Here is a 24,209-nt window from a genome sequence, read left to right on the forward strand (position 1 = left end):
AACCGAAAGCTCGTGCGGACGACAGGCAGACTATAAGTCTGTTATATGGTATCAATCAAGGGAAAAGTTTGACCCGCCTCAAAAAACATTGAAACCGTATTCGCGCCACAACGCAATAAACCACAGCAGCGCCAAAAGTAGCAGTGCGAGAAACTGCGCCGCCGAGCAGACGTCTTTCGCCCGCTTGGCCAGCGGGTGTTTTTCCAGCGAAGTATGGTCTACCGCCGCTTCCACACCCGTATTGAACAATTCGACAATCAGGCACAAAAAAGAAGCCGCCAGCAGCACCATCTGCGTCGTCGGCCCGAAGCGCAGCACGAAGGCCAGCACCACCAACGGCACATTGAGCCACAAAAGCTGGCGGAAGCCCTGCTCTTCGCAGGCGGCTTTGAAACCGTCGAGCGAATAGCCCCAGGCGTTAATGATGCGGCGCAGGCCGGTTTTGCCTTTGATTTGTGCGGCGTAGCTGTCGTGGTTGTTTTTTTCCATGGTTTTTCCCTTTTATTAAAAAACGGGTTTGGGAAACGGACGCAGGCCGTCTGAAACCGTTTTTTGCTTTTCAGACGGTCTATTCGTCCTCTTCATCATCCCGGTCTTCTTCCTCTATATATTCTCTGATGATGCCGTCGAGCGTGTCCGCTCCGCCGTATTCTTGCGCAAGGGGCAGGATTTCGCCGCTGTCGTGGGCAAAGAGGAACAATTCGTTGCTGTCCGCACCCAGCAGGATTTTGTCGCCGCTGCCGTTGTCGGCGATGGCGAGGAAGTGTTCATAATCGGTCAAACCCGCGTCTTGCGCGGCTTGGCGGAACCATTGGCTTTGGGGGATGAGGCCGCCGTCCGGATTGCGGCGGTCGTAAAATTCCAAACCGAGATAGCACGAACCGAACTCGGAAATAAGGGCTTGATACAAGGGGTTGAGACGCAGGTTCAGTGTTTGTTCGATTTCGGCGATGTCCTGCGGCGTGTTCGGCGTGCCTGCGGTTTCGCCCATATCGTTTTCGGCGAAAAAGCGGCGGATAAGTTCGATCAGCTCCATTTTGCTTCCTTAAATTAAATGAAAATAACAGGCCGTCTGAAAAACGGGAAACGAGATTCGGCTGTATCCAAACTGTGCTTTCAGACGGCCTCCGTTTAACGGAAAAGCTGAAAATACAAAAATATGCCTATGATTACCGCGCCGTGGGCGAAGTTGAGGTACAGCAGAAATACCGCCAGCCTGCACACCGCACGGTAATCGCCGTCGGAGCAGGCAAGCTGCGACGGTCTGGCGGGATGTTTTTTTAAAAAGAAAGCGTAGCGGTAACACAACCGATAAATATCGAAGACAAAATACATATCCGACGGTCTGCCCGCCGCTGCGTAAAGGGCGCCATCGGCGCGCAAAGCATCCCAAACGGTTTGCGAGCGGCTGTTAACCCACAGGGAAAACACCGTCAGGACAATCAGATAAGCCGTTATCAGATAAGAAGCGTCGGGCACGGCGTACCTCCGTTGGGCGGTTTCGGTTAATCATACGAAGGCCGTCTGAAAGGTTTCAGACGGCCTTAAAGCCTTTTTCAGACGGCCTCTTCCACCGCGTCGACAAAGCGGGCGGGCACGTCGTAGCCTTTTTGCTGCGTGATTTCCTGAAAGCCCGTCGGGCTGGTGACGTTCACTTCGGTGAGGTTTTCGCCGATGATGTCCAAACCGGCCAGGAGGATGCCGCGCCGTTTGAGCTCGGGGGCGAGGGTTTCGGCGATTTCGCGGTCGCGCGCCGACAAGTCCTGCGCCACGCCGCGCCCGCCCGCCGCCAGATTGCCGCGCGTTTCGCCCTGCTGCGGGATGCGCGCCAGCGCGTAGGGGACGACTTCGCCGCCGATTACCAGCACGCGTTTGTCGCCTTTTACGATATCGGGCAGGTAACGCTGTGCCATGATGGTGCGCGTTTCAAGCTGCATCAGGGTTTCCAGAATGCTGCCGATGTTGGGGTCTTGTTTGGTGAGGCGGAAAATGCCCATGCCGCCCATGCCGTCGAGCGGTTTGACGATGATGTCGCCGTGTTCGGCGAGAAAGGCGCGCACGTCGGCGGCGCGGGTGGTAACGATGGTGATCGGGGCGAACTGCGGGAAGTTGAGCACTGCCAGTTTTTCGTTGAAATCGCGCATCGCCTGGCCGCTGTTGAACACTTTCGCGCCCTGCCCTTCGGCCAGCGTCAGAAGCTTGGTGGCATAAAGATACTGCATATCGAAGGGCGGGTCGGTGCGCATAATCACGGCGTCAAATTCGTTTAAGGCCGTCTGAACGGGGCTTTCGGCGCGAAACCAGGCATGGTCGTCGTCGTTTTTCGCGCCGAGAAATTCAAAGGGTGCGGCCTGCGCCAGCACGCGGCCGCCCTGCACGGAAAGTTCGCCCGCAAGCGTGTGAAACAGTGCATGGCCGCGCCGTGCCGCTTCGCGCATCATTGAATAAGTGGTGTCTTTATAAGTTTTGAAACCCGCCATCGGGTCGGCAATAAACAGGATTTTCATCGGCATTCCTCCGGTTGCAAACGGCCGCCATGATAGCAAGAAACGCCAGCATCCGTCAGCGCGGCTGCTATACTGCGGCCGTCTGAAACAAGGCCGTCTGAAAACATGGAAAAACAAACCTGCCCCTGCTGCTCCGCCCTGCCCTACCGCGACTGCTGCCTGCCGCCGCACCTCGGCCGACCGGCCGCCGACGCGCTTGCCCTGATGCGTTCGCGCTACGCCGCCTATGTTTTGCAGCAGACCGATTACATCGTCGCCACCACCGTGCCCGCGCAGCAGCGGCTGCTCGATGCCGCCGCCATCGCCGCATGGAGCCGCGAATCGCAGTGGCTCGGCCTCGAAGTTTTCGATTTCCAAACCCTGCCGGGCGGGCGGCACGCGCTGGTGGATTTCGCCGCCCGTTTCGCCGACGCCGGCGGAGAAGAGCAGACGCACCGCGAGCTGTCCGCCTTCGTACGCAGCGGCGGCCGCTGGTATTTCATCGATCCCACCGTTTCCCTGCCCGCGCCGCAAACGCCCTGTTTCTGCGGCTCGGGCAGGAAATTCAAAAGCTGCTGCGGACGGTTTTTCCGCTGACAGATATTTGCCGCATTATGGCACAGTCGAAAGGCAACGATATTCATTGTAATCCAATACATTAGGAGATAAAACATGACTGACGCACACAAAATCTACACCGCATGGACGCAGATGTGGAACGGCCATCTTGATATTGCCGACGAACTGTTGTCGCCCCATTTCAAAGCGCACCTGACCGCCGACTCCACCCCACCGCCCGCGCCCGTTACCGACATTGCCAGCGCGAAGGCTTGGATTGCCACCATCCGCGCCAAAGCCGATTTGCATTACGAACTCGTGCTCGGCCCGTTTTGCGACGGCGACATGATTTCCGCCTATTGGCGCGTTACCGCCACGCTCGGCGGCAAAACCGCCGTCAAAGTCGGTACGGATTTCCTGAAAGTCAAAGACGGCAAAATCACCGACTGCTGGACGATGAATAACAACGCCGCATAAAGCGAAGCCCGATGGGTTTCAGGCAGCCTGCATTTGGGTTTTGATAAAGTGCAGGCTGCTTTTTGCAAGTTCGGTGTGTGATTGGGTTACACCAGCCCTGCCTTCTCCAATCCCATCAGGCCGTCCATGCTACCCGCCGGGGTGGCAAAAGACACATTCAGGCGGTTCCAGACGTTGATGGTGTTGATGACGTGGGTCAACGCCACCAGTTCTTCTTCATCGAAATGGGCGCGTACCGCCGCATAGTCTGCATCGCGGACACCCTGCTCGGAGATGCGGGTCAAATTTTCTGCCCATTGCAGCATAGAGGCCGTCTGAAAAACGTTTTTTCCTTTTCCGTTTTCAGACGGCCTCCGAACAATCCATACCTAATATAAGGAGCAACAGACATGAGCATCAAAGACTGGCCGGAAGGCGAGCGGCCGCGCGAGAAGCTGTCCGCCCTCGGCGCGGGCGCGTTGAGCGACGCGGAATTGCTGGCCGTGCTGCTGCGCACCGGCATCAAAGGCATGAGCGCGGTGGATTTGGCGCGTTACCTGTTAAACGAGTTCGGCAGCCTCGGCCGCCTGATGAGCGCGCCCGAGCGCGAGCTGGTGCGGCACAAGGGCATGGGGCAGGCCAGCTTCACCCAGTTTGCCGTCGTGCGCGAAATCGGCCGCCGCGTGCTGGCCGAAGAGCTGCGCGAAGGCGACCTGATCGCCGACCCGCAGGCCGCCGCCGACTTCCTGCGCCTGCAACTGGGACACGAGCGCGTCGAAGTCAGCCTCGCCCTGTTGCTCAACAGCCGCAACCGCCTGATCGACTGCGCGGAACTCGCGCGCGGCACGCTGGCGGAAAACGCGGTATACGTGCGCGAAGTGGTCAAACTCGCCCTCGACCGCCACGCCGCCGCCGTCATCCTCGCCCACAACCACCCCGGCGGCTCGCCCGAACCCTCCGCCGCCGACATCGCCTTCACAGGCCGTCTGAAACAGGCTTTGGAACTGGTGGACGTGCGCCTGCTCGACCATTTCGTCATCACCGCAAAACAGGCCGTGTCCTTTGCCGCGCGCGGGCTGGTATAGCCGCCCGCCGCTTTCAGACGGCCTGTCTTCCCTGCGGCGAAAGGGGTACAATGCCGCCGTTTTGCCACCGCACAAGGAATCATCATGCAAACCTCGCTTCTGCCCTTTTTCGGCGTTATCCGCGTCACAGGCGACGACCGCGCCGCCTTCCTCCACGGCCAGCTCTCCAACCACATCGAAGACCTCGCCGAAGGCCAAGCCTGCTACGCCACCTACAACACGCCCAAAGGCCGCGTCATCGCCAATATGATTGTTGCCAACTGCGGCGGCGACATCCTGCTGGTGCTGGCAAAAGACCTTGCCGAAGCCGTCGCCAAACGCCTGCGTATGTTTGTGCTGCGTGCCAAAGCCACGTTTGAAATTCTGAAAACCCACGGCGCGGCCTGCCACCTCGCCGACGGCCTCGCGCCGCAACCTGCCGCCGAACCGCATCTGGCATTCGGTTTCACCGTTTCAGACGGCCTTATCGAGATTCCCCTGCCGCACGGCGGCGTGTTCCTCATCGGCGAAACCGCCGCCCTGCCCGCCTATGACGCAGCCGCCGAAAACACCTGGAAGCTGCACGAAATCCGCAGCGGCTATCCGTGGATCAGCGCCGCCACCAAAGAAAGCTGCGTCGCGCAGATGCTCAACCAACACACCATCGGCGGCGTGCATTTCCGCAAAGGCTGCTACCCCGGCCAGGAAATCATCGCCCGCGCCCAATACCGCGGCCAAGTCAAACGCGGCCTCGCCGTACTCGCCTCGCCCGCGCCGCAGGCCGAAGGCGCGGCCGTGTTGCAGGACGCGGCGGAAGCGGGCATCGTCATCAACAGCGCTGCCGATGCCGAGGGCAGTCTCAGCCTCGCCGTTATCAAACACAGCGCGGCCGCCGCCCCGCTGGCCGATGCCGCAGGCAACCCCTTCGCGCAGCAGGCAATCTTCTTCGCCAGCGAAACGGCGGAATAACACCCCGAACGCATCCCCGCCCCACGGCGCACAGCACAGCCCTCCTGTCTGTGCGCCGCCACTTTTGTGCCGCCCCGCGTTTCGCGCTTTTTGCTTTTTCCGTTATAGTGAAACAAAATAGAAAAGATACAAGGCAGCAAGCCGCAGACGGTACAAGTAGTATGGGGCAGGTTTTCTTGGCATTTTTAATGCCGTAGAAAACCGCCCTCTTTGAGCTAAGGCGCAACAACGCCGTAGATTTTTTATTTTGTTTCACTATACAATCAAACGTCGTTTTACCGACGGACACCCTTTTCAGACGGCCTCAAAGGCCGTCTGAAAACGCCCAATCCGCCCGCAGAACCTCCCACATCAGAATAAAACACAAGGAACACTATGCCGACCAAAATCCTGCTTCCCACCCTCTTCTTCGCTCCTGCCGCCGCCCTCGCCGCCACACCCGACGGCACGCAACTGGGTCTCGCCTGGGGCATCCCCTTCGCCCTTATCCTCCTCTCCATCGCCACCGGCCCGCTCTTCTTTGCCCACACCTGGCACCATCATTTCGGCAAAATCACCGCCCTGCTGACGCTGCTCTTTCTCATTCCCTTCGCCTTTGTTTACGGCATCGGCGCGGGCGTCGGCACAGTTGTCCACGCCCTGGTCGAAGAATACATCCCCTTCATCCTCCTGCTGCTCGCCCTCTACACCGTTTCCGGCGGCATTCTCGTTTGGGGCAACCTGCACGGCTCGCCGAAAACTAACACCGCCATCCTCGCCATCGGCACGCTGCTGGCTTCCGTGATGGGCACAACGGGCGCGGCCATGCTGATGATCCGTCCGCTGCTCAAAGCCAACGACGAGCGCAAACACCGCGTCCACAGCGTTATCTTCTTCATCTTCCTTGTTGCCAACATCGGCGGCGGCCTCACCCCGCTGGGCGACCCGCCACTCTTCCTCGGCTTCTTGAAAGGTGTCGATTTTATGTGGACGGTCAAACACATGCTGCCGCCCGTCCTCATCAGCAGCGCGGTTCTGCTCACCCTCTATTACTTCCTCGACCGCCACTACTACGCCCGCGAAGACGAAATCGTCCCCTGCAACCACGGCTTCGACGACAAACTGAAAATCCACGGCAAACGCAACTTCTTCCTGCTTGCCGGCATCGTCGGCGCGGTATTGCTCTCCGGCATCTGGAAACCCGGCGTTTCCCTCGACATCCTCGGCAGCCACTATGAGCTGCAAAACCTCGTCCGCGACGGCCTGCTGCTCGCCTTCACCGTCATCTCCCTCGCCATCACCCCCAAACAGGTGCGCGCCGGTAACGAATTCAACTGGGAACCCATCGCCGAAGTCGGCAAACTCTTCCTCGGCATCTTCATCACCATCGCCCCCGTCCTCGCCATCCTCAAAGCGGGCGGACAAGGCGCGCTTGCGGGCGTCATTTCCCTCGTTCACGACAGTGCGGGCAACCCCATCAACACCATGTATTTCTGGATGTCCGGCCTCTTGTCCGCCTTCCTCGACAACGCCCCCACCTACCTCGTCTTCTTCAACCTGGCAGGCGGCGACCCGCACACCCTGATGAACGGACACCTCTTCCACACCCTGCTCGCCGTTTCCATGGGCTCGGTCTTCATGGGCGCGCTCAGCTACATCGGCAACGCCCCCAACTTCATGGTCAAATCCATCGCCGAACAGCGCAAAGTCCCCATGCCCGCCTTCTTCGGCTACATGGCCTGGTCGTTCGGCATCCTGGTTCCCCTCTTCATCCTGCACACCCTCATCTTCTTCGTGTGGCAGATTTTTTAGGACGGGAAAGCCGCCAAAATATTGATTGCCAACACACCCTAATACGAAAGGCCGTTCGGTTGGCAAAAGGCCGTCTGAAAAATACTTTTCAGACGGCCTTTTGCCAACCGAACGGCGGCGCTCAACCGTTTTTCCGCACAAACTCCGCCATAAACTCCGCCAGCGCCGCCACGCCCGCCAAGGGCATGGCGTTGTAAATACTGGCGCGCATACCGCCCAGCGTTTTATAGCCTTTGAGCTGGCGCAGGCCGCACAGCGCGGCTTCGCGCACGAAGCGTTCGTCCAAACCGGCATCGCCGGTGGTAAAGACCACATTCATTTTCGAGCGTGCTTCGGGAGCGACATGGTTGCGGTAGAAACCACCGCTGCCGTCGATGGCGCGGTAAAGCAGTTCGGCCTTGACGCGGTTGGCCTCCTCGATTGCGCCGACACCGCCCTGCGTTTGCAGCCAGCGCAGCACCAGCCCTGCGATATAAATGGGATAAGTGGCGGGCGTGTTGTACATTCCCTGCCTGTCCGCGTGCGCCTTGTAATTCCACACGGCGGGAATGCTGTCGGGACAGCGCGCCAGCAAATCCTCGCGGACCATGACGATGGTTACGCCCGCTGGCCCCAGGTTTTTCTGCGCCCCTGCATAAATCAGGCCGAAATCGGCTACATTGATGCGCCGCGACAGGATTTCGCTCGACATATCGCACACCAGAGGCGGCAGGCCGTCTGAAAGGTGCGGCATTTCGCCGTATTGCAGGCCGTCTACCGTTTCGTTGGCGGCAAAATGAACGAACGCCGATTCGGTGCAAATGTCCCAATCGCCGACGGACGGCAGCGTTTTCAGGCCGTCGCGCTCCCCGCCCTGCGCGGCAAGGCGGATTTTCGCCGCAGTGAGTTTGCCCATCTGCTCGTGCGCAATCCGCGACCAGTTGCCCGTCACCACTGAATCGATGCTGGCAAAACCGTGTGCCAGATTCATCGCCACCTGGCTGAACTGCGCGCTCGCGCCGCCTTGCAGGAACAAAACGGCATAGTTCGACGGCACACCGAGCAGTTGGCGCAAATCCTGTTCGGCATGATGGAGGATGCTTTGGAATTCGGGCGAACGGTGGCTCATCGCCATCACGGAAACGCCCGTGCCGTTGTAGTCGAGCATCTCGTGTTGCGCAGTACGCAGCACGGCTTCAGGTAGCACGGCCGGGCCGGCGGAAAAATTGTAAACGGTGCTCATGGTTCGGTTCTCCTGTTCTTCATATTGTTGCGCGGCGGACGCGGCAAATGCTTTTCAGACGGCCTTTTTGCGGTTTTCAGACGGCCTCACGGAGCGTGTCCGCACGCGGGAGGCGCATTCTATGCCGCAGAAAACGTTTCATCAACGCCGCGCGGATTTGCAGGCCGTCTGAAACCGCTGAAAGCTATGGTTTTCTTTTCCGTGCAAACCCGCTATAATCCGCGAAATTTTTCAAGTCACACTGAGAAATGGCCGCCCGGCCATTTTTTTATTTTCTACGGAAACAAAATGGACATTCAAAACCTGTTGGACAAAACCCTGCCCGGCCTGGGCTACGAGCCGGTCGATTTCGAAATGACGCCGCAGGGCACGCTGCGCGTCTTCATCGACAAAGAAGGCGGCATCACCGTGGAAGACTGCGTCACCGTCAGCAACCACCTCAGCCGCCTGTTTATCGTCGAAGACGTGGACTACAAAAACCTCGAAATTTCCAGCCCCGGCCTCGACCGCCCGCTGAAAAAAGCCACCGACTTCGTGCGCTTTGCCGGACAGGAAGCCAAAATCAAAACCCGCCTACCCATCGAAGGACAAAAAAACTTCATCGGCCGCATCGAAAGCTGCGACGGCGAAACCGTCACCCTGTCGTTCGACGGCAAAACCGCTGCCATCGCGCTCGACAACATCGACAAAGCCCGTCTGAAACCCGAATTCAAATTTTAACCATCCGCCATTCCCCAATTCATATTTAGGAGACCGATTATGAGCCGCGAAATGCTCCAGCTGGCCGAAGCCCTCGCCAGCGAGAAAAACGTAGACACAGAAGTCGTTTTCGACGCCCTCGAATTCGCCCTGTCCACCGCCGCCAAGAAAAAGGCCGGCCGCGAACACATGGATGTGCGCGTCGAAATCGACCGCGACACCGGCGAATACCGCACCTTCCGCCGCTGGCTGATTGTCGCCGACGAAGACTACACCTACCCCGACGTGGAAAAAACCATCGAGGAAATCCAAGAGGAAATCCCCGGCACCACCATCCAAATCGGCGAATACTACGAAGAACAGATTGAAAACGAAGGCTTCGGCCGCCAGGCGGCCATGACCGCCAAGCAGATCATCCTGCAACGCATCCGCGACGCCGAGCGCGAAAAAGTCTTGGGCGACTTTCTCGCCAACCGCGAAGACATCGTTATCGGCACGGTCAAACGCGTCGAACGCCACGGCATCATCGTCGAACTCATCCCCGGCAAACTCGACGCCCTGATTCCGCGCGACCAGTGCATCCCGCGCGAAAACTTCCGCAGCGGCGACCGCATCCGCGCCCTCTTCGTGCGCGTCGAAGAAATCGGCCAGTCCGGCCGCAAACAGGTCATCCTCAGCCGCTCCTCGCGCGAATTCCTCGCCAAACTCTTCGAGCAGGAAGTGCCCGAAATCGCCGACGGCCTGCTGGAAATCCGCGAAGCCGCCCGCGATCCCGGCCACCGTGCCAAAATCGCCGTCAAAGCCAACGACCAGCGCATCGACCCGCAGGGCACCTGCATCGGCGTGCGCGGCAGCCGTGTCAACGCCGTCACCAACGAAATCGGCGGTGAGCGCATCGATGTGGTGCTGTGGTCGCCCGACACCGCCCAATTCGTCATCAACGCCCTCTCGCCCGCCGAAGTGAGCCGTATCGTGATTGACGAAGACAACCACGCCGTCGACGTCATCGTTGCCGAAGACCAGCTTGCGCCTGCCATCGGCCGCGGCGGCCAAAACGTGCGCCTGGCTGCCGACCTCACCGGCTGGCAGCTCAACATCATGACTGTGGAAGAAGCCGAAGAGCGTCACGCCGCCGAAGACGCCGCCATCCGCAGCCTGTTCACCGAACACCTCAACGTCGACGAAGAAACCGCCGACGTGCTGGTACAGGAAGGCTTCGCCACGCTGGAAGAAATCGCCTATGTGCCGTCTGAAGAGCTGGTGGAAATCGGCTTCGACGACGCTACCGTCGACACCCTGCGCGGCCGCGCCCGCGACGCCATCCTGTCGCTGGCGATGGCTCAGGAAGAAAAACTGGAAGGAATCGACGAAAACCTGCGCACCCTCGAAGGCATGGACGACGACATGCTGCGCGATCTGGCGCAGGCAGGCGTCACCACCCGCGACGACTTGGCCGAACTGGCCGTCGACGAACTGATAGAAATCACTGGAGTGGAAACCGGCGAAGCCGAGAAAATCATTCTCGCCGCCCGCGCCCACTGGTTTGAAAACAACGAACAATAAGGAGGCACCCGCATGAGCAACAGCACAGTAGAACAATTTGCCGCCGAATCGAAAATATCCGTCGAGCGCATGCTCGAACACCTGAAAAAACACGGCATCGCCAAAAGCAGCGGCAGCGACACCCTGAGCGAAGCCGACAAAGCACACCTGCGCGCCCAAACCGTGGGCAGCACCATCAGCATCAACCGCACCAAAGTGGAAAAAAGCACCGTGGCGGGCGTGGCCGTAGAACGCCGCCGCAGCCGCAAAGTGGTGATTCCGTCGGCAGCCGAAGCAGCCGCCGTTCAGACGGCCTCAGAGCCCGCAGCCACAGAACCCGCACCGCAGCCTGCCGTTCAGACGGCCTCAGAGCCTGAAAACGCACCCGCCGCCGCACAAGACGACACCCGCGCCGCCGCACGCGCCGCAGCCGAGGCGGAAGCGGCCAAAGTGCGTGCCGCCGCCCAGCAAAAAGCGCAGAGCGCCAAAGCCGAACCGGCCAAACAGGCAGAAGCCGAAGCCGCAGCGGAAACATCCACCGTTCAGACGGCCTCCGAGCCTGCGGCCGCAGAACCCGCAGCAAAAGAAACCGCCAAAACCGAAGCCGCCGCCAAAGACGGCAAAACGGCGAAAAAAGGCCGCGAGAAAAAAGCCAAAGAACCCAAGCCGCTGCCGACGCCTGTGGAAGTCGTCAACTCCGCCGAAGCCGAACGCCGCGCCGAAGAAGAGCGCCGTGCCCAAGCCTTCCGCGAACACCAGGAAAAGCTGCTGCGCGAAAAACAAGAACGCGCCGAACGGCAGGAGCGCCGCGAAGCCGCGAAAAAACAGGCTCAGGAAGAAGCCCGCGCCGCCAAAGCGGGCGGCCAGCGCAGCGCCAAACCCAGCGAGCAGAAACCCCTGTCCGCCGCGTCCGCCCAGCCTGCCAAACCCGCCGCCGCACCTGCCGACTCCGGCAGCGGCCGTAAGAAAGACGAACGCCGCAACAGCCGCGACGACGAAGGCCAAAGCCGCAATGCCAAAGGCAAAGGCGGCAAGGGCGGGCGCGACCGCAACGCCGGGCGCGACGACGAGCGCGTGCGCGGCGGCAAAAAAGGCAAGAAACTCAAACTCGAGCCCAACCAGCACAGCTTCCAGGCACCCACCGAACCCGTCGTGCACGAAGTCCTTGTGCCTGAAACCATCACCGTAGCCGATTTGGCGCACAAAATGGCGGTGAAAGGCGTGGAAGTGGTCAAGGCCCTGATGAAGATGGGCATGATGGTAACCATCAACCAATCGCTCGACCAAGATACCGCGCTGATTGTGGTGGAAGAACTCGGCCACATCGGCAAACCGGCCGCCGCCGACGACCCCGAAGCCTTCTTGGAAGACGGTGCCGCGCAGAGCGATGCCGAAGCCCTGCCGCGTCCGCCCGTTGTTACCGTGATGGGTCACGTCGACCACGGTAAAACCTCGCTGCTCGACTACATCCGCCGCGCCAAAGTGGTGCAGGGCGAAGCGGGCGGCATTACCCAGCACATCGGTGCCTACCATGTGCAAACCCCGGGCGGCGTCATTACCTTCCTCGACACCCCCGGCCACGAAGCCTTTACCGCCATGCGTGCGCGCGGCGCGAAGGCCACCGACATCGTGATTCTGGTGGTGGCCGCCGACGACGGCGTGATGCCGCAGACCATCGAAGCCATCGCCCACGCCAAAGCGGCGGGCGTGCCGATTGTCGTTGCCGTCAATAAAATCGACAAAGAGGCCGCCAATCCCGAGCGCATCCGCCAAGAGCTGACCGCGCACGAAGTGATCGACCAGGCTTGGGGCGGCGACGTGCAGTTTATCGACGTGTCCGCCAAAAAAGGCACCAATATCGACGCCCTGCTCGAAGCCGTGCTGCTCGAAGCCGAAGTGCTGGAACTGAAAGCCCCCGTCGCCGCGCCCGCCAAAGGCATCATCGTCGAAGCCCGTCTGGACAAAGGACGCGGCGCCGTCGCCACCCTTTTGGTACAAAGCGGCACGCTGAAAAAAGGCGACATGCTCTTGGCCGGTACGGCGTTTGGCAAAATCCGCGCCATGACCGACGAAAACGGCAAAGCCATCAGCGAAGCCGGTCCGTCGATTCCCGTGGAAATCCTCGGTTTGTCTGACGTGCCCAACGCAGGCGAAGATGCCATGGTGTTGGCCGACGAGAAAAAAGCCCGCGAAATCGCCCTGTTCCGCCAAGGCAAATACCGCGACGTGCGTCTGGCCAAACAGCAGGCCGCCAAGCTGGAAAACATGTTCAACAACATGGGCGAGAGCCAGGCGCAATCGCTGTCGGTCATCATCAAAGCCGACGTACAGGGTTCTTACGAAGCGCTTTCGGGCAGCCTGAAAAAACTGTCCACCGACGAAGTGAAAGTCAACGTGCTGCACAGCGGCGTCGGCGGCATCACCGAATCCGACGTCAACCTCGCCATCGCCTCCGGCGCGTTTATCATCGGCTTCAACGTGCGCGCCGACTCCTCCGCCCGCAAGCTGGCCGAAAACGAAGACGTGGAAATCCGCTACTACAACATCATCTACGACGCCATCGACGACGTAAAAGCCGCCATGAGCGGCATGCTGGCGCCGGAAGAGAAAGAGCAGATTACCGGCACGGTGGAAATCCGCCAGGTCATCAGCGTGTCCAAAGTCGGCAACATCGCCGGCTGTATGGTTACCGATGGCGTGGTCAAACGCGATTCGCACATCCGCCTGATCCGCAACAACGTCGTTATCCACACCGGCGAACTCTCCTCGCTCAAACGCTTCAAAGACGACGTCAAAGAAGTGCGCATGGGCTTCGAGTGCGGCCTGATGATCAAAGGCTTCAACGAAATCATGGAAGGCGACCAGCTCGAATGCTTCGACATCGTTGAAGTGGCGCGTTCGCTGTAACAGCCGCCCTGTTGTATCAAGGCCGTCTGAAAGCCCGAAAAGGGATTTTCAGACGGCCTTTTTTTCAGACGGCCTCCGAACAAAACACGGGCAAGAAACCGCAACCAAACAAGGCGGCAGATTGGCGTATCGGCAGGAATATTCCGAACACGGTTCAGGCCGTCTGAAAACCGTTTCAGACGGCCTGACGGAATCAAAGAGCAAAAATGCCGCCGTCCGAACAAACAAAACCGCCCTGTCCGCAAAAAGGCCGTCTGAAAACAAAGCAGCGTTGCGGTGTAACGCAGCCAAGGCTTTCAGACGGCCTCTTACAAGAAATGATTGCCGGTTTACTGTTTCGTCAGCGCGGCTTCGGCCTCTTTGACATCGGCTTCCAGTTTAGCGATGCGTTCGAGATATTTGGCATAGTTGCGCTCGTTGCCGTAACGGACTTTTTTGCCCTCTTCCAACGCTTTTTTTGCCGCCGCGACACGCTGGCGGGCTTCTGCCTGCCCGTTGTCTCCAGGCCGGCTGTCGGTGGCGGGAGCATTGTTTTGTGTTGCAGCCGCAGAAGATACGGAAAAGGCGGGCGCAGGCAGCGCCGAGTAGACGGATGGGCTGCCGAGATCGCTCTTATGGCAGTTGCTGCCGCGCGGATCCTGCGTATAAACGGTGTGCCCTGAGGCGTCTTTGCAGGTATAGACGGCGGAATGGGCGGATACGGACGCCGCCAGCAACACGGAGGCCAACAAGATGTTTTTCATAAAAGTTCCTTTTTTGATGCTGATTAAAACCAGAGATACCAAACCGTCAAAAGAACGGCACACAAGACGGCATTCACGGCCAGCGCCCAATACCACTGCCGCCTGGTCGGAGGACGGACGGTCAGCGCGGTACGGCTTCGGCGGACATAGAAAAAGGGCGAAAGCAAAATGGAAACGGCAGAAAGCAGGATCACTGCTGCATAGTAGATTTTTTCTGTCGGCACTTCCCGACTCCGTCTGTTCGGCATGACGGGATTATATAGCGGCAGCGGCGTATTTCCCACCCGCAGGCGGCATCGGCAGACAAGACGGGAAGGTAATAAAAAACTGCCGGGCAATGCCGGCAGTTTCGCAGAATGAGCTTTACAGCAGATGGGCAACACCCGCTTTTTCGTCTTCCAACTCTTTCAGTGTGATATTGATGCGCTCGCGGCTGAAGTCGTCGATGTCCAAGTCGCGTACCAGTTTGTATTCGCCGTTTTCGCAGGTCACGGGGAAGCCGAAAACAGTACCTTCGGGGATGCCGTAGGAGCCGTCGGAGGGGATGCCCATGGTTACCCATTTGCCGTTGGTGCCCAGCACCCAGTCGCGGATGTGGTCGATGGCGGCATTGGCGGCGGAAGCGGCGGAAGACAGGCCGCGCGCTTCGATGATGGCAGCACCGCGCTTGCCGACGGTGGGCAGGAAGACATCAGCGTTCCAAGCCTGATCGTTAATCATGTCTTTCACGCTCTCGCCGTTGATGGTGGCAAAGCGGTAGTCGGCATACATGGTGGGCGAGTGGTTGCCCCATACGCACAGTTTTTCGATGTCGGCGACGGCTTTGCTGGTTTTTTCGGCAATCTGGCTCAAGGCGCGGTTATGATCGAGGCGCAGCATGGCGGTGAAGTTTTTCGCAGGCAGATCGGGAGCGGACTTCATGGCGATGTAGGCGTTGGTGTTGGCGGGGTTGCCGACAACCAGCACTTTCACGTTGCGATCGGCCACTTTGTTCAGAGCAGCACCCTGCACAGTAAAGATTTCGGCATTGGCCTGCAAAAGATCGGCGCGTTCCATGCCTTTGCTGCGCGGACGCGAGCCGACAAGAATGGCAATTTGCGCGTCTTTGAACGCCACTTCGGGATCGTCGGTAGTAAACATGCCTGCCAACAGCGGGAAGGCGCAGTCCTGCAATTCCATCATCACGCCTTTAACGGCGTTTTGCGCCTGCGGCAGATCCAAAAGCTGGAGGATAACGGGTTGGTCTTTGCCCAGCATTTCGCCGCTGGCAATACGGAACAGCAGGGCGTAACCGATTTGGCCGGCGGCACCGGTTACTGCGACACGGACAGGTGATTTCATACTCGAAGACTCCTATTGCATAAAATAAATTAACGGTTGGATACGGAAAGCCGCGTCGGCACATTGTTTTGCAGTCTGCCCCGACCAAGCTTTCATTGAGTTTACTTGATGGGACAATATTTAATCAAGATGTGTAAAGAAGAAAAGCACGGCTTGTAGTCTGATGTAGCAACATCCACCCAAACGGAGAAAACACAGAGAAACGAAAATATCTGCACAATGCAAGCGAAAATAAAAACAACTCTCTGAAATATTGGAATAACAAGATTATTTTCAAATACGGCTGCAAACTGCCGTGATATTTTCAAGCGTATTGAATATGGAAGAAAATGATACATCATACAAAGACAACGCCTTGCTTTTAATAAAAATTTTAATTGATTAACTGAAAGTTGTTTTTATTTGTAATAAAATTGTAAAAACAGATTAAAAAAAACACACGAAAGACTATTCAACCCTCAACAAACAGGGTAAATTACGGGCTGAAGTAGCCCAATGTAACCAACTTTCAAACCTTTTGAGCAGCTTGGTTTTTTAGAGTTCGAGAAAAATTATCGTTTAAAAGAGGAATCATAAGATGCAGACGAAAAAACGGCCTGTATTTTTGGAGATGCCGGTTCTTATCCGTGCCCTGCCCGTTCCCGGGATAGTCTCCATTCTCCATCGCGCCAGCGGTGTGATTTTGTTCATTATGCTCCCCGTATTGCTGATGCTGCTTAAAGGATCGCTCGGCAGCGGGGAGACTTTCGAATCATATAAAGCGGTTGTAGGCAACCCGCTAGTCAAACTGATTTTGATCGGCGTCCTTTGGGCATTGCTCCATCACTTGTGCGCAGGCATCCGTTTCCTGTTTTTGGACGCTCATAAAGGTTTGGAACTGCAAACCTGCCGCAAAACAGCCAAATTGGTTCTGGCTGTTTCACTGACTCTGACTTTGGTATTGGGAGTGGCATTATGGTAGACCGCAAACTGGCCGGCGCCCATTACGGCCTGCGAGACTGGGCGGCACAGCGCGTTACCGCCGTTCTGATGATTATCTATCTGACCGTATTTTTCCTGTTCCTGCTCGGCATGTCCGGAGCGGAAGATTATTCGCAGTGGCAGGCGTTTTTTGATAAATCCTGGGTCAAAGTATTTACCCAGACAACCTTTATCGCTTTGCTTCTTCACGCATGGGTCGGCATCCGTGATCTTTGGATGGACTATATCAAACCTTTCGGTTTGAGGCTGACCCTGCACTGCGCCACCATCGTTTGGTTGGTCATGTGCGCCGTGTATTCGTTTAAAGTAATTTGGTAAAGGAACATACAAATGAGTTTTCCCATCCGAAAATTTGATGCCGTTATCGTCGGCGGCGGCGGCGCCGGTCTGCGTGCCGCACTACAACTTTCCAAAGCAGGACTGAACACTGCCGTATTATCCAAAGTTTTCCCCACACGTTCGCATACCGTTGCTGCGCAAGGCGGCATTTCCGCCTCGCTGGGCAACGTGCAGGAAGACCGATGGGACTGGCATATGTATGACACCGTAAAAGGCTCGGACTGGCTGGGCGACCAAGATGCCATCGAATTTATGTGCCGTGCCGCACCTGAAGCGGTTATCGAACTCGAACATATGGGCATGCCCTTCGACCGCGTCGAAAGCGGCAAAATCTACCAGCGCCCTTTCGGCGGTCACACCGCAGAACGCGGCAAACGCGCAGTCGAACGGGCTTGCGCCGTTGCCGACCGCACAGGCCATGCCATGCTGCATACCCTGTATCAGCAGAATGTCCGCGCCAACACCCAATTTTTCGTCGAATGGACGGCATTGGATCTGATTCGTGACGAAAATGGCGACGTCGTCGGCGTGACCGTTATGGAGATGGAAACTGGCGACGTTTATATCTTCCATGCGAAAGCCATCCTGTTTGCCACCGGCGGAGCAGGCCGTATTTACGCCTCCTCGACCAATGCGTTTATGAATACCGGCGATGGTTTGGGTATCTGTGCGCGTGCAGGCATTCCGTTGGAAGATATGGAATTTTGGCAATTCCATCCGACAGGCGTGGCGGGTGCCGGGGTGTTAATTACAGAGGGCGTCCGCGGTGAAGGCGGCATTCTGCTGAACGCAGACGGCGAGCGTTTTATGGAACGCTATGCGCCGACTGTAAAAGACTTAGCCTCGCGAGACGTTGTTTCACGCGCCATGGCAATGGAAATTTACGAAGGACGCGGCTGCGGTAAAAACAAAGATCACGTTTTATTGAAAATCGACCACATCGGTGCAGAAAAAATTATGGAGAAACTGCCCGGTATCCGCGAAATTTCCATCCAATTTGCCGGCATCGACCCAATTAAAGACCCGATTCCCGTCGTTCCGACCACGCACTATATGATGGGCGGCATCCCCACCAACTATTTGGGTGAAGTGATTATTCCTCAGGGAGACAATCCGGAAGTACCGGTAAAAGGACTGTACGCAGCCGGCGAATGTGCCTGTGCCTCCGTACACGGTGCTAACCGCTTGGGCACCAACTCCCTATTAGACTTGGTTGTATTCGGCAAATCCGCCGGCGACAGCATGATCGCTTTTGTTAAAGAACAGACCGACTGGAAACCCCTTCCTGCTGATGCAGGAGAACTGACAAAACAGCGCCTAGATCGACTGAACAACCAGACAGGCGGCGAAAAAGTAGATGTCCTACGCAACGAATTACAGCGTACCGTCCAGCTCCACGCAGGCGTATTCCGTACCGACGCCATCCTAAAAGACGGCGTGGAAAAAGTCCTGAAACTGTACGAGCGCGCCAAGAATACCGAAATCGGTGACAAAAGTATGGTTTGGAATACCGCACGCATCGAAGCATTGGAGTTGGACAATCTGATGGAAGTAGCCAAAGCTACCCTGATTGCAGCCGAAGCACGCAAAGAATCCCGCGGCGCACATGCTTCAGACGACCATCCTGACCGTGACGACGAAAACTGGATGAAACACTCCTTGTTCTACTCCGCCGACAACCGTTTGGCCTACAAACCGGTTCACACCAAACCTCTGACCGTCGACTACATCGAACCAGCCAAACGTGTTTACTGAGGAATACACCACCATGGAAAAAATTCAATTGAAAGTGTACCGCTACAATCCCGATGTGGATGCCAAGCCGTACATGAAAGACTACGAACTGGAAATCGAACCGACAGACGTCAAACTGCTTGACGCAATCATGAAGCTCAAGGCGCAGGACGATACATTATCGTTCCGCCGTTCCTGCCGCGAAGGCATCTGCGGATCGGACGGCATGAATATCAACGGCAAAAACGGTCTTGCCTGCCTGACCGACATCCGCAGCCTGAAACAACCTATCGTATTGCGCCCCCTACCCGGCTTGCCTGTGGTACGCGATCTGATCGTCGACATGACCCAGTTCTTCAAACAATACCACTCCATCAAACCCTACGTTGTCAACGACACCCCGGTCGATCCCGACAAAGAACGCCTGCAAACCCAAGAAGAGCGCAAAGAACTCGACGGCCTCTACGAATGCATTCTCTGCGCATGCTGCTCAACCTCATGTCCTTCTTTCTGGTGGAATCCGGACAAATTCGTCGGCCCTTCTGGCCTGCTCAACGCCTACCGCTTTATTGCAGACAGCCGCGACACTATCACCAACGAACGGTTGGACAACCTGAACGATCCTTACCGTCTGTTCCGCTGCCACACCATCATGAACTGCGTAGATGCTTGTCCGAAACACCTGAACCCGACTCGTGCCATCGGGAAAATTAAAGAAATCATGTTGAAACGAGCCGTTTAAATATGATAACTTTCGACGAAGCAGCGAAGCGGCGAATCCGTTTCCTGACACGCCGTGGGCTGCTTGAGCTCGATATTGTGCTCAAGCGGTTTATGGAAAAAGAATTCCCGCATTTGAGTGATGAAGAATTGGCGGTATTTGTCAATATTCTGGATCTGCCCGACCAAGAATTTTTGGCTTTGGTAAACCGGAAAGAAACAACCGAAAATCCCGAATTCGCAAATTTGCTGGATAAAATCAGGCAGAGCTGAGAGGTTGGAGGCCGTCTGAAAACACCCCTTGGTAAATCTTAGAAGAATAAAGGAGTAAGAGATGTCTCAGTCAATTAAAGTGGAAATCGCAGGCAAAGAGCCCATGGAGCTGCCGGTATTGAAAGGCACACTGGGTAACGACGTTGTCGACATCCGCACCTTCACCAAAGGCAGCGGTATGTTCACATTCGATCCCGGCTTTGTTTCAACCGCCAGCTGCGAATCGAAGATTACCTTCATCGACGGCGACAAAGGCTATCTGTACTACCGCGGCTACCCGATCGAACAGCTTGCCGAACACGGCGACTACTTGGAAACCTGTTACCTGCTGATCTATGGCGAACTGCCCAACGCCGAACAGAAAAAACAGTTCGTCGATACCGTGATGCACCACACCATGGTTCACGAACAGTTGACATGGTTCTTCCGCGGCTTCCGTCGCGACGCGCACCCAATGGCCATGATGGTCGGCGTGGTCGGTGCACTATCCGCCTTTTATCAGGACAGTTTGGAAATCGCCGATCCCGAGCATCGCAAAGTTGCCATTTACCGTTTGGTTTCCAAAATCCCGACGATTGCCGCGATGTGCTACCGCTATTCAAACGGCCTCCCGTTCAACTATCCGAAGAACAACCTCTCTTACGCCGAAAACTTCATGCACATGATGTTTGCCACACCGTGCGAAGAGTATAAACCGAACCCTGTTTTGGCGCGCGCACTTGACCGCATCTTCATCCTGCACGCGGATCACGAGCAAAACGCCTCTACTTCCACCGTACGCCTGGCAGGCTCTTCCGGCGCAAACCCCTTCGCCTGTATCGCAGCGGGCATTGCCAGCCTGTGGGGCCCCTCGCACGGCGGTGCCAACGAAGCCGTGCTGAACATGCTGGACGAAATCGGTGATGTATCCAATGTTGCCGCATTCATGGAAGGCGTTAAAGCGAAGAAATACCGCCTGATGGGCTTCGGCCACCGCGTATACAAAAACATGGATCCCCGCGCCGCCATTATGAAGCGCACCTGCGACGAAGTCTTGCGCGAACTGGGTTTGGAAAACGACCCCAAATTCAAGCTGGCGATGGAATTGGAAAAAATCGCACTGAACGATCCGTATTTCATCGAGAAAAAACTGTACCCGAACGTAGACTTCTATTCCGGTATCGTTTTATCCGCTTTGGGTATTCCCGTTTCCATGTTCACCGTCATCTTCGCCTTGGCACGTACCGTAGGCTGGATTTCCCACTGGCACGAAATGATCTCCGACCCGGGGCAAAAAATCGGCCGCCCGCGCCAACTGTATACCGGTGCTCCACGCCGCGACTACACTCCGCTGGACAAACGCTGACATGAAAATGCCGGTGTAATCCGGAATCGAAAAAGAAAGCAGGATTTTCCTGCTTTCTTTTTTGCCGCACGGTAGTAATGAAAAATTATAAAGAGTAAAATAAGGCTCAATATTTGAGCGGGCAGCTGCCCGACAGTTTGCCGGCTCGTTTGTGTTTGTTCCCAAGTAAAGAGGCTAATGCCATGATGGATGAAAAACAGAACTTTTCCTACCTCTTCGGCTCCAATGCTCCCTATATCGAGGAGCTGTACGAAGAGTTTTTAAACGACCCGAATTCCGTAGAGGAATATTGGCAGAAATATTTTTCCGAACTGGCCGTCCAACCCGGCGCAGCCGAACGCGACGTAGCACACCGCCCCATTCAGGAATCTTTTGTCAAACTGGCAAAATCCCGTCCTATCGCCGCTGGTTCGGTTGACGAAACCATGTTGAAAAAACAAGTCGGCGTATTGCGCCTGATTTCCGCCTACCGCATACAAGGTGTCGGCGCTGCACAACTTGATCCCCTGAAACGCAAACCGCCCATCCACATTGAAGGCCTGGATCCCAAGTTCCACGGCCTTTCCGATTCGGATATGGCGGTTAAATTCAATGTCGGTAGCGGTGACTTCGGTGGCGGATATGAAAAACTGACCTTGTCCGAAATTCTCGGCAAGCTGAAACAAACCTACTGCGGCACTATCGGTATCGAATACATGCACATCACCAACCGTGCAGAACGCCGCTGGATACGTGAGTATTTTGAAAAAACATCCTCCACACCGAAATTCAATGTCGATGAAAAACTGTACATCCTGAAGCAGCTTACTGCGGCGGAAACGCTGGAGCGCTACCTGCAGAACAAATACGTCGGCCAAAAACGCTTCGGCGTGGAAGGCGGCGAAAGCTCCATCCTGGCTCTGAACTATTTGGTACAAAACGCCGGTAAAGACGGAGTGGAAGAAGTTATCGTCGGTATGGCGCACCGAGGCCGTCTGAACGTCTTGGTCAACACCTTGGGCAAACAGCCGAGCGACTTGTTCGCCGAATTTGAAGGCCGTGCCGAAATCAAACTGCCCAGCGGCGACGTGAAATACCACACCGGTTTCAGCTCCGACATCGCCACCCCCACCGGCCCCATGCACGTCACACTGGCGTTCAACCCCTCTCATTTGGAAATCGTCAATCCCGTAGTCGAAGGTTCCAGCCGCGCCAAACAAGACAGACGCGGTTCAGACGGCCAAAAACAGGTTCTCCCCGTTTTGATTCACGGCGACTCCGCCTTCATCGGCTTGGGCGTTAACCAGGCCGTATTCAATATGTCGCTGACCCGCGGTTACACCACCGGCGGTTCCATCCACATCGTCGTCAACAACCAAATCGGTTTCACCACATCCGATACCCGTGACACCCGCTCCACCGTCTACTGCACCGACATCGCCAAAATGGTTGACGCGCCGATTTTCCATGTCAACGGCGACGATCCCGAAGCCGTGTGTCTGGTGATGCAGGCAGCGATGGACTACCGCAAAACCTTCCACAAAGATGTCGTTATCGATGTGGTCTGCTACCGCAAAAACGGCCACAACGAAAGCGACGATCCGACACTGACCCAGCCGATGATGTACAAAGCTGTTGCCAAACATCCGGGCACACGCGCCATTTACGCCGACAAGCTCGCGCAGGAAGGCATCGTCAGCAAAGAGCAGGCCGATTCCTATGTTCAGGCCTACCGCGACGCTTTGGATCGCGGCGAACACGTGGAGCAAACCCGCTTAACCAACTACACCAGTAAACACAGCGTCGATTGGACGAAATATCAAGGCCAAGACTGGCGCGAAGCCGTGGAAAGCGGCCTGTCTGCCGAAGACATCAAACGTCTGGCCGACAAATTCACCGCCGTTCCCGAAGGATTCGGCCTGCACAACACCTCCAAACGCCTGATTGCCAACCGCAAAGCCATGGCAGCCGGTGAGCAGAACGTCGACTGGGGTATGGCCGAGACCATCGCCTACGCCAGCCTGGTCAGCCACGGCACGGGCGTTCGCATTTCCGGCGAAGACTCCGGACGCGGCACTTTCTCACACCGCCAAGCCGTTTTGCACGACCAAAACCGTGAAAAATGGGATTCGGGAACCTACATTTCCCTGCAACACATCAGCGACAACCAGGCTCCGTTTACCGTTATCGATTCCATCCTAAACGAAGAAGCCGTGATGGCTTACGAATACGGCTATGCCTGCTCCGCGCCCGATATGCTGACCATTTGGGAAGCACAGTTCGGCGATTTTGCCAACGGCGCGCAGGTTGCCATCGACCAGTTCATCTCTTCCGGCGAAACCAAATGGGGACGCCTGTGCGGCCTGACCGTCATCCTGCCGCACGGCTACGACGGCCAAGGCCCGGAACACTCCTCAGGCCGCTTGGAGCGCTGGCTGCAACTGTGTGCCGAGCACAATATGCAGATCGTCATACCGTCTGAAGCCTCGCAGATGTTCCACATCCTGCGCCGCCAGGCTCTGCGCTCCGTGCGCAAACCGCTGGTTATCTTTATGTCCAAACGCCTGCTGCGCTTCAAAGACGCCACCAGCCCGCTGGAAAACTTCCTCGAAGGCACGACTTTCCGCCCCGTTATCGGCGATACCGTCGAACGCGCCGACAACGGCAAAGTCAAACGCGTCATCCTGTGCTCCGGCCAAGTGTATTACGACGTCGCCGCAGGCCGTGCCGAGCGCGGCTTGGAAGAAGAAGTCGCCATTGTCCGCGTCGAACAGCTCTACCCCTTCCCCTACGCCGAAGCCGAAGCTGAACTGGCGAAATACCCCAACGCTGCCGACATCATGTGGGTGCAGGAAGAGCCGAAAAACCAAGGCGCGTGGTATCAGACCCGCCACCGCTTGGAATATCTGGCGCAAAACGGCCAAAAAGTCGTATACGCAGGCCGCCCCGCCAGCGCCTCCCCGGCCGTCGGCTACGCCAGCAAACACACCGCCCAGCTCAAACAGCTGGTGGAAGACGCATTCACCTTCAACTAAACCTTTACTACGGAAGCGGCCTGCC

Annotated in this window: 24 protein-coding genes; 15 read left to right on the forward strand and 9 right to left on the reverse strand. The window is 56.9% G+C overall.

Going from position 1 to position 24,209, the window contains the following annotated elements:
- Positions 1-78 precede the first annotated feature (78 nt).
- The 4 genes from ACLD9W_RS01600 to gshB form a co-directional block, all read right to left on the reverse strand.
- Positions 79-489 carry a diacylglycerol kinase gene (locus ACLD9W_RS01600; RefSeq protein WP_094031047.1) on the reverse strand — a complete coding sequence of 137 codons (411 nt, stop codon included), beginning with the start codon at positions 487-489 and terminating at the stop codon, positions 79-81.
- A gap of 79 nt (positions 490-568) precedes the next feature.
- Positions 569-1,036: an SMI1/KNR4 family protein gene (locus tag ACLD9W_RS01605; RefSeq protein ID WP_410840390.1), complete on the reverse strand. Its 468-nt coding sequence runs from the start codon at positions 1,034-1,036 to the stop codon at positions 569-571.
- A 95-nt stretch (positions 1,037-1,131) separates the two neighbouring features.
- Positions 1,132-1,479 carry a hypothetical protein gene (locus ACLD9W_RS01610; protein ID WP_410840391.1) on the reverse strand — a complete coding sequence of 116 codons (348 nt, stop codon included), beginning with the start codon at positions 1,477-1,479 and terminating at the stop codon, positions 1,132-1,134.
- Positions 1,480-1,556: 77 nt separating this feature from the next.
- Entirely contained in the window at positions 1,557-2,507 is a 951-nt protein-coding gene (gshB, locus tag ACLD9W_RS01615; protein WP_410840392.1) for a glutathione synthase, read from the reverse strand.
- A gap of 105 nt (positions 2,508-2,612) precedes the next feature.
- Between gshB and ACLD9W_RS01620 the strand changes: the two genes are divergently transcribed.
- Together ACLD9W_RS01620 and ACLD9W_RS01625 are read left to right on the forward strand one after the other, a co-directional pair.
- Positions 2,613-3,083 (forward strand): YchJ family protein, encoded by a 471-nt coding sequence (locus ACLD9W_RS01620; RefSeq protein ID WP_410840393.1) that lies wholly within the window; start codon positions 2,613-2,615, stop codon positions 3,081-3,083.
- Between the two features lie 75 nt (positions 3,084-3,158).
- Positions 3,159-3,521 carry an ester cyclase gene (locus tag ACLD9W_RS01625; RefSeq protein WP_049256085.1) on the forward strand — a complete coding sequence of 121 codons (363 nt, stop codon included), beginning with the start codon at positions 3,159-3,161 and terminating at the stop codon, positions 3,519-3,521.
- A gap of 86 nt (positions 3,522-3,607) precedes the next feature.
- Here ACLD9W_RS01625 and ACLD9W_RS01630 read toward each other — a convergent pair whose 3' ends face one another.
- A complete protein-coding gene (locus ACLD9W_RS01630) occupies positions 3,608-3,826 on the reverse strand; it encodes a carboxymuconolactone decarboxylase family protein (protein WP_410840394.1) in 219 nt (72 codons plus the stop codon).
- Between the two features lie 84 nt (positions 3,827-3,910).
- Here ACLD9W_RS01630 and radC point away from each other — a divergent pair, with 84 nt between their 5' ends.
- The 3 genes from radC to ACLD9W_RS01645 all read left to right on the forward strand — a co-directional run bounded on the left by radC (position 3,911) and on the right by ACLD9W_RS01645 (position 7,324).
- Entirely contained in the window at positions 3,911-4,585 is a 675-nt protein-coding gene (gene radC, locus ACLD9W_RS01635; protein ID WP_410840395.1) for a RadC family protein, read from the forward strand.
- Between the two features lie 84 nt (positions 4,586-4,669).
- Entirely contained in the window at positions 4,670-5,533 is an 864-nt protein-coding gene (locus tag ACLD9W_RS01640; protein ID WP_410840396.1) for a YgfZ/GcvT domain-containing protein, read from the forward strand.
- Between the two features lie 375 nt (positions 5,534-5,908).
- Positions 5,909-7,324, forward strand: a complete 1,416-nt coding sequence (locus tag ACLD9W_RS01645; RefSeq protein WP_410840397.1) for a sodium:proton antiporter — start codon at positions 5,909-5,911, stop codon at positions 7,322-7,324.
- Between the two features lie 121 nt (positions 7,325-7,445).
- Here ACLD9W_RS01645 and serC read toward each other — a convergent pair whose 3' ends face one another.
- Positions 7,446-8,546 (reverse strand): 3-phosphoserine/phosphohydroxythreonine transaminase, encoded by a 1,101-nt coding sequence (gene serC, locus ACLD9W_RS01650; protein WP_410840398.1) that lies wholly within the window; start codon positions 8,544-8,546, stop codon positions 7,446-7,448.
- 288 nt (positions 8,547-8,834) lie between these two features.
- Between serC and rimP the strand changes: the two genes are divergently transcribed.
- From rimP to infB, 3 genes are read left to right on the forward strand one after another with little or no spacing between them, the layout of a single operon-like run.
- Positions 8,835-9,266 (forward strand): ribosome maturation factor RimP, encoded by a 432-nt coding sequence (gene rimP, locus ACLD9W_RS01655; protein WP_410840399.1) that lies wholly within the window; start codon positions 8,835-8,837, stop codon positions 9,264-9,266.
- 39 nt (positions 9,267-9,305) lie between these two features.
- Complete coding sequence (gene nusA / locus ACLD9W_RS01660) at positions 9,306-10,808, forward strand: transcription termination factor NusA (RefSeq protein WP_410840400.1); 1,503 nt, start codon at positions 9,306-9,308, stop codon at positions 10,806-10,808.
- A 12-nt stretch (positions 10,809-10,820) separates the two neighbouring features.
- Positions 10,821-13,694: a translation initiation factor IF-2 gene (gene infB, locus ACLD9W_RS01665; protein WP_410840401.1), complete on the forward strand. Its 2,874-nt coding sequence runs from the start codon at positions 10,821-10,823 to the stop codon at positions 13,692-13,694.
- A 329-nt stretch (positions 13,695-14,023) separates the two neighbouring features.
- On the opposite strand, the gene ACLD9W_RS01670 is transcribed toward infB, so the two are convergent.
- The 3 genes from ACLD9W_RS01670 to ACLD9W_RS01680 form a co-directional block, all read right to left on the reverse strand.
- Positions 14,024-14,437 carry a DUF4124 domain-containing protein gene (locus ACLD9W_RS01670; RefSeq protein WP_410840402.1) on the reverse strand — a complete coding sequence of 138 codons (414 nt, stop codon included), beginning with the start codon at positions 14,435-14,437 and terminating at the stop codon, positions 14,024-14,026.
- 23 nt (positions 14,438-14,460) lie between these two features.
- On the reverse strand, positions 14,461-14,661 hold the full coding sequence (locus tag ACLD9W_RS01675; RefSeq protein WP_410840403.1) for a hypothetical protein: 201 nt from the start codon (positions 14,659-14,661) through the stop codon (positions 14,461-14,463).
- Positions 14,662-14,800: 139 nt separating this feature from the next.
- Positions 14,801-15,778 carry a malate dehydrogenase gene (locus ACLD9W_RS01680; RefSeq protein WP_410840404.1) on the reverse strand — a complete coding sequence of 326 codons (978 nt, stop codon included), beginning with the start codon at positions 15,776-15,778 and terminating at the stop codon, positions 14,801-14,803.
- Positions 15,779-16,355: 577 nt separating this feature from the next.
- Between ACLD9W_RS01680 and sdhC the strand changes: the two genes are divergently transcribed.
- The 7 genes from sdhC (at position 16,356) to ACLD9W_RS01715 (ending at position 24,184) form a co-directional block, all read left to right on the forward strand.
- A complete protein-coding gene (sdhC, locus tag ACLD9W_RS01685; RefSeq protein ID WP_410840405.1) occupies positions 16,356-16,739 on the forward strand; it encodes a succinate dehydrogenase, cytochrome b556 subunit in 384 nt (127 codons plus the stop codon).
- Entirely contained in the window at positions 16,733-17,077 is a 345-nt protein-coding gene (gene sdhD, locus ACLD9W_RS01690) for a succinate dehydrogenase, hydrophobic membrane anchor protein (protein ID WP_410840406.1), read from the forward strand. Before sdhC ends, sdhD begins: the two co-directional genes overlap by 7 nt.
- A gap of 12 nt (positions 17,078-17,089) precedes the next feature.
- Complete coding sequence (gene sdhA, locus ACLD9W_RS01695) at positions 17,090-18,853, forward strand: succinate dehydrogenase flavoprotein subunit (protein ID WP_410840407.1); 1,764 nt, start codon at positions 17,090-17,092, stop codon at positions 18,851-18,853.
- 13 nt (positions 18,854-18,866) lie between these two features.
- The gene (locus ACLD9W_RS01700; protein WP_036495770.1) at positions 18,867-19,574 is read left to right on the forward strand and encodes a succinate dehydrogenase iron-sulfur subunit; all 708 of its coding nucleotides are present in this window, start codon (positions 18,867-18,869) and stop codon (positions 19,572-19,574) included.
- Positions 19,575-19,576: 2 nt separating this feature from the next.
- Positions 19,577-19,825, forward strand: coding sequence for a succinate dehydrogenase assembly factor 2 (locus tag ACLD9W_RS01705; RefSeq protein ID WP_410840408.1), 249 nt, complete (start codon positions 19,577-19,579; stop codon positions 19,823-19,825).
- 61 nt (positions 19,826-19,886) lie between these two features.
- A complete protein-coding gene (gltA, locus tag ACLD9W_RS01710; protein WP_410840409.1) occupies positions 19,887-21,170 on the forward strand; it encodes a citrate synthase in 1,284 nt (427 codons plus the stop codon).
- Between the two features lie 182 nt (positions 21,171-21,352).
- Positions 21,353-24,184 carry a 2-oxoglutarate dehydrogenase E1 component gene (locus tag ACLD9W_RS01715; protein WP_410840410.1) on the forward strand — a complete coding sequence of 944 codons (2,832 nt, stop codon included), beginning with the start codon at positions 21,353-21,355 and terminating at the stop codon, positions 24,182-24,184.
- Positions 24,185-24,209 lie beyond the last annotated feature (25 nt).

The organism is Neisseria sp. WLZKY-1 (assembly GCF_046546535.1).
Lineage (GTDB): Bacteria > Pseudomonadota > Gammaproteobacteria > Burkholderiales > Neisseriaceae > Neisseria.